The organism is Streptomyces sp. NPDC107575 (genome assembly GCF_055657265.1).
This window is the reverse complement of the sequence record NZ_JBVKBG010000001.1, coordinates 350,984-363,382: the sequence shown is the minus strand read 5'-3', so window position 1 is coordinate 363,382 and position 12,399 is coordinate 350,984. Positions and strand designations below refer to the sequence as shown.

Genomic DNA, 12,399 nt, shown 5'->3' with positions numbered 1-12,399 from the left:
ATGCCATCGCACATCACTTGGGGGACGCATGTCGTACAACCAACCGCCGCCGCAGCAGCCGCCGTTCCATGGCCCCGTACCTCCGGGGCCCGTGATGCCGGGGCCGGGCTTCCCACCGCCTTCGAGCGGCCCGAAGTGGGCGAAGAAGCGGTTCGTGATTCCCGCCGCGTTCGTGATCCTGTTCATCGGTGTCGGCATCGGCGCATCCGGTGGCGGTGAGGAGAAGGCGGTCGCCTCCACGAAGCCTGCTCCGACGGTCACGGTGACGAAGAGCCCCGCGGCCAAGGACGGCAAGGCGAAGCCGGCGCCGACCGTCACGGTCACGAAGACGGCCAAGCCGAAGGCGGCAGCCCCCGCAAAGAAGCCCGCAGAAAAGCCGTCCGACGAAGAGGCCCCGTCGGGGAAGGTCGTCTTCAAGGTGTGGGGGTCTGCTCCGGCAGGCGTCGACACAACGTACGGCAGCGACAGCGACAACCGGGACGGCTCAGGCCTGCCGATGACGAAGACTCTGTCCGTCAACGACGATGCCCTCTACTTCCATGTGTCGGCGCAGTTGCAGGGTGGCGGGGACATCAACTGTTCCGTCACGGTCGACGGCCACACGAAGAAGGGGCACGCGTCCGGCAGCTACAACATCTGCACGGCGCAGGTGAACAGCAACTTCACGGGCGGCTGGGACTAGCCCGGCCTTCACCAAGCGCCCCGCTCCCTGGCCTACACGATGGGAGCGGGCGTCACCGCCTGCAGAAATCAGCACCACCTAGGGGGATCCATGCGCACCCGCATCATCAGCACCGTCATGCTCTGTACGGCCGCCGCCGCTCTCGTCGCTTGCGACCCGGCGGACACCACCAGCTCGAGGCCGTCGAAGTCACCTGCTGCACCGAGCACCAGCACGCCGGCCAGTCCGTCGTCCAGCCCATCCGGTGCTGCTGAGGAGAAGAAGGCAGTTTCGAAGTTCGTCGGCATGGGCCTGCAGTCGGCGCAGGACAAAGCACAGTCGGAGGGCTTCCATGTCCTCACGTCCCATGACGCGCTGGGACGCGACCGGGCGCAGGCGTTCGACCGGAACTGGAAGGTCTGCAGCCAGTCCGTGGAGGCAGGCACCAAGGTCGCCACGACGACCATGCTCGACTTCGGCGCGGTGAAGACCGGTGAGTCGTGCCCGGCAAAGGACGACAGTCAGCAGCCGGCAAAGGCGTCCGGAACAATGCCCAATTTCAAGGGCAAGTCGGTGAAAGCGGCCCGCGGAGCCCTGCCTTCGAGCACCTCGATCGACGTGACGGACGCGTCTGGGAGCGACCGCATCGTATTCATGGAGTCGAACTGGCAGGTGTGTGCTCAGAGCCCGGCTGCCGGGGCGAAGCTGACAGGTCAGCCGGTGGACTTCAAGGCCGTGAAGTTCGACGAAGCCTGCTCGTAACCGAGATCGAGGGCGCTCCACTCACCGGTAGTGGGCGCTTGCAGCAATGGGGGGGGAATCATGCGCGTTCGCGCTACTGCAGCCACGGCTGCCCTACTGCTCGCCGCTCTGACCGCATGCAGCGGCAGTGAAGAGAAGGCCGAGACGAAGCCGTCCGCGGTGAAGGAGTCGAAGAAGAAGGTCGACTGCACCGACGAGAACCTGAGTCAGGCCGAGTGGATGAAGTCCTGCTCCGACGAGGGCGGTGACGCGAGTGCCGGGCCCGAAGAGGCCGCGGGCGCCGGGAACGACATGAAGCTCGGCGAGTCCGCACAAACCGCCGGGGACGGCGGCACCGGGGTTCTGCAGATCACGCCCGAGACGGTGGTGTTCACGAAGAAGGCGACAGGCGAGACCGCCAAAAACGGCATGTTCGCCGTTGTCGTGATGAAGGACAAGGCCATGACGGCTGTGGCCGCCGACGAGCCCGCCCCGGTCAGCGGCGGCGGATGGCAGTGGCGGGCCCCGGACGGCGAGACCATCGGCTTCGACAGCGGCAACGCATCGACCGTCGCGATGGACAAATACAGCAACGCCGACCCGGTGCAGCCCGGCAGTTGGCAATGGCGGTCTCAGGTCTTCGACCTGACTCCAGCACAGGCGAAGGGCGGCACGCTCGTCTACGTCGACGGCGACGAGCAGGCCCACGCGTGGAAGATGCCCGCCGCGGACAGCGGGCCGAACGTCGCCGACGTCAAGGCGAAGCTCGACTTCTGACACGACGAAGCGCCCCCGCTCCCGCTGCCGAAGCAGCGCAGCAGGGGCGGTCGGCAAAGCTGGGGGATGCATGCGTTCTGGTGTTGATGCGGGGATCTTTGTCGCCGCACTGGTGTTGATGTTCGTCAGCTTCTCGCAGAGGTGGATGCCGTTGGCCGCGGTCTGCGGGGTTGTCCTCATCGGTGTGATGGTGGCGCAAGCGGCACGACGGCAGCGCTCTGGCGAGAAGCCGTCAGTTGCTCCCCGGCCGTGGGAGCGCGGCGGCCGTTAGTCCCACCCCGGTTCGCTGGGCATGTCCCCCCGTCGGGGAGCCCCGGGTAGACGGGCTCCCGGAAGGGGCCTCAGAGGGCTGCAAGATCGACTGGGGTTCGGCGAGCCCGAATTGCACGAGGCTGCTCATGTCGGCGGCGCTCTCGTCGGGCGCGCGTGGTCAAGGAAATCGGGTCGAGCACAGAGGCTTCTACAGGTACTGGCGGCGTTGTGGGTCCAGGGCGCCGCTCGACAGCGGGGCTTGGCCGTCACCGGTGTCGTCGGGTGCGGTGTTGCGGCGGCAGACGAGGGCGTCCGGGTCGTCGGGCAGGGGCTGGAGGCTGTAGCCGGACGGGCAGGTTTGTCCGTCGCCGCCGTCCTAGCCGTCGACTCCGTCCTGGCCGTGGACGTCGGCCGAACCTGGTTCGCCCTGAGGGCCCGCGGGTCCGGGTTCGCCGGCGCTTCCTGCGCCCCGGCATCGGATCACTTCCTGGATCGACACTCTCCAGTCTTCCCAGGTGCCCCTGCCGTCCCTCAGTTCGGCCTGCACCCGGTGCGTGTGCAGGCCGTTCGCTCGTCAGCTCTTCGGAACCGTCCACTCGGCGGGGCTGACGTCGACCGGGCCGTAGAGGATGCGGGTGGGCCGCGTACCGTGCTCGACAGAGAACGTGATCTTTCCGCGTAGGCAGTCGTCCGGCTTCACGACCGCGCCGTCGACCGAGTACTCGGGCTTGGCCGTGCCGGAGCCGGAGATGAGCGGCGCGTTCACTCGGGTGTCGTCCGCGAAGCCGAGGGACCAGGGTTCCTGACTGAAGCCGCCGGTTCCGCTGTCCTTGTCGATGCAGCCCTTGACCTCGAGTACGGCCCAGTCCGGGTTGTCGTAGTCGGACATGTCGTCCGGCAGGTCGACCTGGGTTGAGGGCTGCGTGTACGCGAGGACCGTGACCGTGCCGGAGAGCCGCTCCCCGTTCTCGTCCTTGTCACGCCAATGTTGGGCCTGCCCGAACTTCAGCGGACCGGTGTCCTGCTTGGGAGATCGGCTGGCGGCCGGCTTTCCGCTCGGCTTGGTGTTGGCGGTTGAGTCGTGGGTGCCGCTGTTGCTGCAGCCACTGACGGCGACGGTGGCGAGTAGGGCGGCGGCGAGGACGGTGCGTCTCATGGTTCCCCCGGTGTTGTGGTGGTCTGGTGCCCGGAATGCGGGCGTGCGGGTTGTGCGGGATAGGTGACGGCTCAGTGGGCCGTTGGGTTGCACTGGTTGGCCTGGGATACCCGCCACAGCCGCGGGCCCCAGTCCCTGTCGGCGGTGCTGGGGCCCGGCACTGGGTAGCGGCGGGCGGGATCCAACGATGCAGTGACGGCAACGATCGACCTTCCCGCCGGGCCCAGCGGTCAGCGATTCGTTCGTCGCCGGCCCCGAGTTCGATGCCGGCCGAGGGCAAGGTGGCGTGCTGCTGGGCACTCCGATAGCCGCAGGGCGAGGCGTCGATGAAGCCGGGAACGGGCGGTGGTCCCACATCGTCTGCCTGCATTGTGCTTCCACGATGCTGCGGTGGTGCGCCGGGCCGTAGTGCCTGATCTACGACTGCGCCCCGCACCGGACCTCGGCACAGAGCGCAGAACGTTCTCTCGGTTCCTTTACTGCAACCCGTCGGTATTCAGCTCAGCCAGGTACGCCCGCAGGAAACGACGCGTCTGATCGTCCGTCGCGACGTCTTCGGTGTCGAAACGACTGGCCGCCCAGGACGCCTCGCCACTGGAGCCGATGCGCAATTCCCCTCGCACGACTCGGTACCGCCGGTACTCGCGGAAGTTCCTGTTCTCGTAGCTGGTCTTCCGCTCGAAGCCTTCGTTCTGGCCAACAGTTGCTGACGCACGTCCCCCGCGCGGCGCGTCACACTGCCGTTCATGGACGAGGTTGTGTTCATGGTGCGCGCCGCATCCCGGGCAGCCTGCATGGAGCAACGCCGGCTGCTGTGCGACCGAGTGGGCTCGCAACCCGCCACCGCACCAACCGACGCAGCGGCCGCGGATTGGCCGCACGCGTCATGCCGCTTACGGCTGCACCGAAGGAGCAAAGTACTGGTCAGGCGGAGTAGTTGGCCCGTCTAGTTCGGCTAGCCTCAAGGCTTCATCCATGATCCGCACGAAATGACGATCCTTACGCCCCCGAGTCGCCGCATACGCCTCCCATCCATGCCGTCGCGTTTTCCAGAACTCCCGCCCTATCTCGCCCCTCATGAGAACGCGCCCAGAACGCAAGGTTGTCGCCTCGGGCGTGGTCCCATTCAGGTACTCGACACGCCATGAGCCGAGTATCAGGTTGTAATAGGCGTACTGGCGTGCCCGTGCGTGGGTCGTAGGAGTGGCCGGCGGATCCCAGCAGACGAGTAGTTCTGGATCGTCGAGCGCGAGCAATATCAGCTCCTTCTGCGAGGCTCGCATCTCGTTGTCGTTAGCTATTCGCAGCTGCCGGGCCTGGACCACCATGGACCAGACGACACCGACCAGCGCTGCGCCCGAAAGCGGAATCGACATGGCACTGTAGGTCTGGCTGACGTCAGCCAGCTCGCCCCACTTCATGCCTGTGGGCGCCCACCAATTCATGGCGAACGGCGCCAGGATCGTGAGTGCAAGCAGAGCAACCGTGCCGACCAACCACGGTAGCCAGCGCAGGAGTTTGACGTTCCTCATGCTCCCCCCTCGGGTTCTGAATGGGCCAGACATGCCCCAAGCCCGAAGGAGTAGCCGCTTCCAGCACGACGAAGACCCCAGCTGCCGAGCGCGAGCACTGCCGTGTCCCTGGCCCTCCCTGCTACAAGCCTGTGCGGCGCTTCCAGAACCGCGCACCAGCCGTGTTCGATCCACGCAGGGCACCAACGACAGCAGGGTCACCTCCAGCGGCTTCCACGATGCGGGTCAGGTGTAGATCCTGGTAGAGGTCGTCAATGGCCGAGGCCGCAGCCAGTTGCGCCGCGACTGCTCGTAAACGTCTTCATCCACGACTGCAGTTGATTCGCGGCATCGACCAGGACCCTCCTGGCAGCACCGAGCCCCACCTCAGCCCGTAACCCGCTCAGGTGCCGAAGGATGGTGGCTCTGCCGTCCTGCTGCCACTCGGCCTCGGCGATCTCTGGCACCGACCGCTCGTTGGCGAGTATTTTCCCACTCGGTGATGGCGATGGTGAGAGGCCTCGTGTGCTGAAGTAGCGCGACGCAGGCGGTTGCAGTGAATTCTCGAAGCCAACGCGAGTGCTCCACCTCGACATGGTCGAGGGCCTACTGACGAAAGGCTCGCACGCCAGATCTCGCGGCGAGCAGCGTTCCGTCCTCGGCTCCAATGCCACCACGCCAGTGATACGGCAGAGATCACGGCAGCTATTCCCTCGTCCATGAAGGGATAGTCGCGCTCCGGCAACCTCACGGCGAGACGCAAACGGTCACCGACAGGTAAACCACTCCGGGCCCTGCCCCGGCCGGGGGCGCGCACCGATCGAGACTAAGGCGTGTCTCCTCGATCATGCAGCTCGTTTTTCTGGTCATGATGAGTCGGGGGATCTGACCGACGCCGAGTGGGCTGTGCTGGGACCGCTGCTGCCAGTGAGCAACAACCGGTGCGGCCGGTGGCGCGATCACCGACAGGTGATCAACGGGATCATTCACCGGTTGAGCACCGGAGTGCAGTGGCGAGAGCTGCCCGAACGCTTCGGGCCGTGGAAGACCGCTCACAAATCAACGTCGACTCCACCGTTGCGCCTGCTCACCAGCACGCCGCGGGGCGCCCAAGGGACCGCCCGCACCGCCGGGCTCCTCAAAAGGGGCTCTGCAAAGATCGGTTCAACGACTGCCGGCGGTGGTGAGCCTGCGCGACCTGCTGGAGGAGGCGGTGCAGCAGGCGAAGCCCTCGGCCGGTCCCGCGGCGGGCTGACCACCAAAATCCACATCGCTGCAGAGGGCCGCTGCCGCCCGCTGTCCCTGCTCATCACGCCGGGACAGCGGGCGGACTGCACCCAGTTCGAGCCGGTCATGGACAAGATCCGAGTTCCCCGCATGGGGCTCGGGCGTCCTCGCCGCACGCCGGACAGCGTCGGAGCCGACAGGGCGTACAGCAACCGTATGATCCGCGCCTACCTCCGCAAGCGCGGGATCCGGCATGTGATCCCGGAGAAGAAAGACCACAAGGCCGCCCGCCTACGCCGGGGTTCACGAGGAGGACGGCCCCTGGCCTTCGGCAAGGAGCGGTACAAAGATCGCAACACGGTGGAGCGGGCCATCGGAAAGCTGAAGCAGTTCAGAGCCGTGGCCATCCGGTATGACAAGCGCGGATACGTCTACCTCGGCACCGTCACCGCCGCAGCACTCCTCATCTGGCTCCGCTCGTGATCGGCTGGAGCTTTTGGGGCCGACAATGGGCTATTCGAAACCGGGCGCACAGAAGTGTTCGCCCGCCGTTCTGTGTCAGGAGGACCTATGCAACGAGGCGAAGTCTGGTGGGCGGATTTCGGCGAGCGGCGCCTGGTCGTGCTGCTCTCGGGAGAAGCAGAATCCGAAGTCCGGGCGATGCAGGTAGTCGATCCTGCGGGCACCGAACTCAGCGGCGTTGCCGCTGAGCTGGCAGTAGGCGCCTCCGAAGGACTACCTCTTGACGGTGTCCTGCGAGTCGCACTCCTGCGTCCAGGCCTCATCCCCTGCACTTGGCTGGTCAGCCTCATCCGGGAAGACCTGATCGAGCGGGCGGGAGCCCTGTCGACCGCGAAGCTCGGTGAGCTCCAAGATCTCCTCCACCTCGGTGGACTTGAGTAGTCACCCGTGGGTCGCGATCACCCGCTACCACCGCGCGGCCACGTCCAGCCCGGCGGCACCGTGACAGCCTCTGCACTCCTCAACTGGCTCCGATCGTGATCGAAGAGACAGGCCCTAATGCAAACCATCACCATGAGTCTCGCGTGTGAAAGCAGCGGTGATCGGCGCTCACATCAGCCCGGGAGGGTGACGCGACCGCTTCGGTCGTCGGTCACCCCCAAAACCCGGCGTCCTCGCCGACCGGGAACCGCAGCCCCGCCCCTCCTACTCCGGCGGCGTCGGCGTGTCCGCGCTGCGGTACATCGCCTGGAGGTCCATTTCGAGCTTGACCGTGGGGCCGACCACCGCGATGCCCTTGGCGAGCATCGTGCGCCAGTTCAGGGTGTAGTCCTCGCGGTGCAGTTCCGCCGTCGCGAGGGCGGCGCAGCGCAGTTCCTCCGCGTAGCCGCCGTTGACGACGCCGAGGTAGCCGGTGTCGAGGTCGACCGTGCGGCTCACGCCGTGCATGGTGAGGGCGCCCTGGACGGTCCACTTGGAGCCACCGCGGTAGATGAAGCGGTCCGAACTGAAGTGGAGGTAGGGGTAGTTCTCGACGTCCAGGAAGTCGGCGGAGCGCAGGTGGTTGTCGCGCGTGTTGTTGCCCGTGGTGATCGACGCGGCGTCGATGCGGACCTCGACGCGCGAGTCCGCCATGTCGGGCGCGATCTGGATGCCGCCCTCGAAGCGCGTGAAGCGGCCGTGGACATGGGCCATGCCGACGTGCTTGGCGATGAAGCGGATCGCGGTGTGCGGCGGGTCGAACATCCAGGTGCCGGGCTGCGGCAGCTCCGGCGAGCGGCCCACGTGCAGCTGGATGCCGGTGAGCGGCAGCGTCTCGCCCGCGGCGACCTCGACCGTCTGCTGGAACGGCTCCAGGCCCTCGGCCGCGATCAGCACGCTGTAGCGGCCGGGCTCCAACGTGACGAAGACCAGGCCGAAGGGGTCGGTCGTGGCCTTCACCGACACGCGCCCGCTCTGCGAGTGGGTCACCGTGACCTCGGCGCCCGGCATGGGCTGGCCGAACGGGTCGGTCACCTCGCAGTGCACGCCACCGGCGCCCGCGGGCATGGAGTGGACGGGACCGCCTCCCCGCCCTGCGGAACCGGCGCCTTTCCGGCGGAACAATGCGAGGGGCATGAGGGGCCTTTCTTGGACATCTGAACGAGCGCGCCCACCATGCCATGCGCCCCGCCTGCCCAAATCGGGCGGAGGCCCGTATTCCGGCAGGCCCGATCCCGCCATTTCACAGGATCCACACGTTTTCGATGCCAACCGCCCCCTGGACGTCACCCTGATCCTCTCCCTCCACTCAGGTGTTCACAGGTTCTCCGCAAAGCGTTGACGAAGCAGGAACCCCTCTGGCAGGGTCGCGAACCCGGCGCCACCCCCACGTGGGACCGAGGAGATCCCCCACCCGATGAAGCCAAGGCCCGCCCCCGCCCGCAGGACCGCGCCCCACGGCCCCGCCCTGCAACGCTTCGCCGAGACGCACTGGGCCAGGGAGCCCGTCGTCGTCACGGACGCCCCGCCGCTGGGTCTCGACGGGGCCGACGCCCACGCACTCCTCGTCGCCGCGGCCACCGCGACAGCCGGGCACCCGGACCCCGTACCCCTGCGCCTGACCACCGCCGACGGCGTGATGTGCCGACCCGGATCCCTGCTGCCCGGCCGAGCCGACCGGGACCTCGCCGGGTACGTCGCCCGCCTCGCCTCCGCTCCCCCGCTCGACGGCGACGGATGGCTGCTCACCGCCACCGACCCGCTGCGCCGGGACTTCTCGGCGTGGTCACGGGTGAGGGACGCGCTGGCCGCGCTCTGGCGGTACGTCGGGTGGCCCGCGGTCCCGGTGACGGCGGAGCTGGCCGTCGGCGACCGGCACCACTCCGTCGCCGAGGCGGGTGACCCCGGTTCCGCGTCGCTCACCTGGGTCATCGACGGCGAACTGACCGTACGGGTACGCCCCGAGCACACCGGCACCGAGTACGAACTCCGTGCCACAGCGGGCGACTTGGTGCACTGGCCCGCCGGGAGCCGGCACCTCGACCACCGCCCGGGGCCGTGCACGACACTGCGGGTGAGCGTTCCCGCCCGGACGTCCTCTGCGCTACCACTGGTCACGGAGGCCGTCTGCGGGCCGGAACGAAGACGCCGCACACACGCGGACACCCCGGCCGCCCTCCCCCACCCACTGCCCGCGCGAGCCGACGGGAGGCTCTCCACACCCTCCCAACTGGCCGCTGCCGCAGTCCTGTTCAGGGACGGACTCGCCGACCCCGCCGTCGAAGGAGACCTGCTCGCCCGCTGGGCCGGGCTGCGCTCCGCGGCCGGCCTGAACCCGGCGCCCCCGCCACGTCCCGCCGTCCCCCTCACCCCTCGACACCGATTACTGCGCGTCAGCGAGATCATCCGGGTCGCCACCGGCCCGGACGACGCGCTGTGGGCGGCGAACGGACAGGTGTGGCCGGTGCACGGCCGCGCGGCCGACCGCGTCCTCACCTGCCTGCGCACCACACATCAAGACACCACCGTCACCGACCTGGCCCGCGCGTCGGGTCTCTCCGACCGCTCACCTCACCTGCACGGGCTGCTCCGCGAGCTGTGCCGCGCACGGGCCATCGCGATCGCACCACAGGAGCCGCACCCGTGACGGCGGACGGAGCCACCCCGGTCGACGTGCTCGGACCCGTCGACCGGTCCATCGACTGGCGACGCCTCGCGCAGGACCACTGGGACCGCAGACCCGCCCTGTTCCGCCCGGTCCGCACCCCCGGCCACACCGTCGCCCCCTTCGACCCCCACGAGGTCTTCGAAGGAGCCGTCGCCGCCGCACACCACACCACATCGTCCGACTCCGGCGAACGGGTCCGGCTCACGGTGGGGCCCCGCCGCCTCACCGACCCCGGCGATCTGCTGCCCCGGCCGGAGGACGGCTCGTTCGCCGCCTACGACCGCCGGATCGAACGGCAGCTGGGCGCCACACCCTTCGCCCTCGTCGTCCGGGACCTGCACGCGGGACACCATCCGCTGTGGGCCAGGGAGCGGGCCTTCCTCAGCACACTGTGGGCGGAGGTCGGCCAGCCCCTGGCACCTGTCGGTACGACGCTGTGCCACGGGACGTCCGTACGCCCGCTCCCCCAACACCGAGCAGCAACGTTCCTGTACGTCCTCCGGGGCCACCACCGAATACGTCTCGCAGGACCCGGGGACCTGCACTGGTCGGCCACGACCGTCCCCGGCGACCTGCTGTACTGGCCCGCCGACCACGAACACACCGTGCGCCCGCCCCGCTTCCCCGCCACGCTCGTGCACATCTCCGTCCCGCGCACACCCTCACGGGACCTCACCCCGGCCTTCTCGCAGGGGAACTGGGGCGCGGAAGACACCCTCGTACCGGACGGCGAGCCGGCCGACGACCTGCCCGGCGTCCTCCCGCCGCCCCTCGCCGCCGCACTCGACCACCTGCGCCGGGAGACGCGCCCCGCGCCGCTCCACCGGCGCCTGGCCCACGAGGTGTTGCGGCACGCCACGGACGGCGGCCTGCGCCCGGTTCCGCCGCCCACGCGGCCCGGCTACTTCACCGACGACGACGCGGTACGCGCCACGGACCGCGTGGTGTGGACGTCGGCCGGCGGACACCGCCTGGTCGCGGCGTGCGGACACGTCACCCGGACCGCCCTCACGGCACGCGAACTGTCCGCCCTGATCGGCCGCTTGAACTCCGGCGAGCCGCTGCCGGTGGGCGAACTGGCCCCGCCTGCCCGCCGGTTGCTGGCGCGCCTGTCCGCGTTCCGTGCGGTGGAGCGCCTGTAGAGACGTACGGCACCGCCTCCCGGTACACAATTCGCAGGAGTTCTTCGAAATACCCCTGCCGGTGGGGTTCCCTGCCCCACGAGGTTATGCAACAGTCCTGCACAACCGGACCGACGACGCGACGGGGGCACACTCCATGGCGGGGCACGACCGGGCGCGCGGGCACGATCTCGCGGCCCTTCGCGGACTGAACACCGCTGTGGTGCTGCGGTCATTGCGTCAGGAGAGCCCGCAGACGGTCAGCCGGCTCACGGGCTCCACCGGCCTGTCCCGGCCGACGGTCGAGGTCCTCGTCGAGGAGCTGGCCGCGCAGGGCTGGATCGCCGAGACGACCGCGCCTCCGGCCGTCCGCTCCCCGGGGCGGCCCGCGCGCCGCTTCCGGTTCCGGGCCGAGGCCGGGCATGTCGTCGGAGTCGACATCGGACTCAGGAAACTGGTGCTGCTCCTGGCCCGCCTCGACGGCGGGATCGTCGCGCGGCACCGGGAGGAGTTCCCCGCTGAGCTGACCGGCGCGGAGCGCATCGAGCTGCTGCGCACCCGGCTGCGCGCCTTCCTCGCCGATCAGAGGCTCGGCCCGCACGACGTGTGGTCCGTCGGTATCGGGGTGCCGGGCATGGTCGACGACACCGGCCGGATCCGCTCGGTGATCGTCCCGGACTGGACCGACCTGGATCTGTCACGCAGGTTCGCGGACGAGCTCCCCTGCCCGGTCCTGGTCGAGAACGACGTGAACCTCGCGACGCTCGCCGAGCACTGGCAGGGCGCCGCGGAACTCGCGGACGACGTGGCGTGCGTACTGGTGGGACGGCGCATCTCGTGCGGCGTGATGATCGACGGCCGCCTGCACCGGGGCCGCCGCGGCGGCGCGGGCGAGCTGGGCATCCTGCCGCAGCTCGGCCTCAACGCCGCGGGGGACGCGCTCGGTTGGGGCGGGGAGCCGCGCCCCGGCGAATCGGAGACCGACGCGCTCGCACGATCCGTGCGCGCCAAGGACCCCAAGGCACTCGCCGTCCTGGACCGCTACCTGGCCGGGGTCGCGCCCGGCATCGCCGCACTCGTCCTCGCCCTCGACCCCGAACTGCTGGTCCTGTCCGGCGCGTTGGCCCCCGTCGGCGACCCGCTGGGCCCGCTCCTCGCCGAACACCTCGCCCCCCTCACCCTGCACGTCCCGCGCATCGCGGTCAGCACACTCGGCCGCGAGAGCGTGGCACTCGGCGCGGTGCGCCGCGCCCTGGACGACGTGGACACCCACCTCCTCGACGGCTCGGGCCCCCAACGCCCGCCGTCCCCTGCTCCCTGACACCTTCCCTCTCCGCACACCT

At 69.1% G+C, this 12,399-nt stretch carries 11 protein-coding genes; 8 read left to right on the top strand and 3 right to left on the bottom strand.

All coding sequences use genetic code 11. The features are described 5' to 3' along the window. Positions 1–28 precede the first annotated feature (28 nt). The 3 genes from ACZ7L4_RS01715 to ACZ7L4_RS01705 all read left to right on the top strand — a co-directional run bounded on the left by ACZ7L4_RS01715 (position 29) and on the right by ACZ7L4_RS01705 (position 2,179). The gene (locus tag ACZ7L4_RS01715; RefSeq protein ID WP_472098782.1) at positions 29–682 is read left to right on the top strand and encodes an MmpS family transport accessory protein; all 654 of its coding nucleotides are present in this window, start codon (positions 29–31) and stop codon (positions 680–682) included. A gap of 90 nt (positions 683–772) precedes the next feature. Further along, positions 773–1,423, top strand: a complete 651-nt coding sequence (locus tag ACZ7L4_RS01710) for a hypothetical protein (RefSeq protein WP_472098780.1) — start codon at positions 773–775, stop codon at positions 1,421–1,423. Between the two features lie 60 nt (positions 1,424–1,483). Further along, entirely contained in the window at positions 1,484–2,179 is a 696-nt protein-coding gene (locus ACZ7L4_RS01705; RefSeq protein ID WP_472098778.1) for a hypothetical protein, read from the top strand. 826 nt (positions 2,180–3,005) lie between these two features. Here ACZ7L4_RS01705 and ACZ7L4_RS01700 read toward each other — a convergent pair. Together ACZ7L4_RS01700 and ACZ7L4_RS01695 are read right to left on the bottom strand one after the other, a co-directional pair. After that, positions 3,006–3,587: a hypothetical protein gene (locus ACZ7L4_RS01700; protein ID WP_472098776.1), complete on the bottom strand. Its 582-nt coding sequence runs from the start codon at positions 3,585–3,587 to the stop codon at positions 3,006–3,008. Between the two features lie 893 nt (positions 3,588–4,480). After that, positions 4,481–5,119: a DUF6082 family protein gene (locus tag ACZ7L4_RS01695; protein WP_472098774.1), complete on the bottom strand. Its 639-nt coding sequence runs from the start codon at positions 5,117–5,119 to the stop codon at positions 4,481–4,483. Between the two features lie 798 nt (positions 5,120–5,917). Between ACZ7L4_RS01695 and ACZ7L4_RS01690 the strand changes: the two genes are divergently transcribed. Next, positions 5,918–6,808 (top strand): IS5 family transposase, encoded by an 891-nt coding sequence (locus ACZ7L4_RS01690; RefSeq protein ID WP_472100338.1) that lies wholly within the window; start codon positions 5,918–5,920, stop codon positions 6,806–6,808. Positions 6,809–6,895: 87 nt separating this feature from the next. Further along, entirely contained in the window at positions 6,896–7,228 is a 333-nt protein-coding gene (locus ACZ7L4_RS01685; protein WP_472098772.1) for a type II toxin-antitoxin system PemK/MazF family toxin, read from the top strand. A 264-nt stretch (positions 7,229–7,492) separates the two neighbouring features. Here ACZ7L4_RS01685 and ACZ7L4_RS01680 read toward each other — a convergent pair whose 3' ends face one another. Beyond that, positions 7,493–8,404 carry a YceI family protein gene (locus ACZ7L4_RS01680; protein WP_472098770.1) on the bottom strand — a complete coding sequence of 304 codons (912 nt, stop codon included), beginning with the start codon at positions 8,402–8,404 and terminating at the stop codon, positions 7,493–7,495. A gap of 280 nt (positions 8,405–8,684) precedes the next feature. On the opposite strand from ACZ7L4_RS01680, the gene ACZ7L4_RS01675 reads away from it, so the two are divergent. The 3 genes from ACZ7L4_RS01675 to ACZ7L4_RS01665 all read left to right on the top strand — a co-directional run bounded on the left by ACZ7L4_RS01675 (position 8,685) and on the right by ACZ7L4_RS01665 (position 12,377). Continuing rightward, positions 8,685–9,914: a hypothetical protein gene (locus ACZ7L4_RS01675; protein WP_472098768.1), complete on the top strand. Its 1,230-nt coding sequence runs from the start codon at positions 8,685–8,687 to the stop codon at positions 9,912–9,914. Continuing rightward, on the top strand, positions 9,911–11,077 hold the full coding sequence (locus ACZ7L4_RS01670; protein WP_472098766.1) for a hypothetical protein: 1,167 nt from the start codon (positions 9,911–9,913) through the stop codon (positions 11,075–11,077). Before ACZ7L4_RS01675 ends, ACZ7L4_RS01670 begins: the two co-directional genes overlap by 4 nt. A gap of 136 nt (positions 11,078–11,213) precedes the next feature. Then, positions 11,214–12,377: an ROK family protein gene (locus tag ACZ7L4_RS01665; RefSeq protein ID WP_472098764.1), complete on the top strand. Its 1,164-nt coding sequence runs from the start codon at positions 11,214–11,216 to the stop codon at positions 12,375–12,377. The last annotated feature ends 22 nt before the right edge of the window (positions 12,378–12,399 follow it).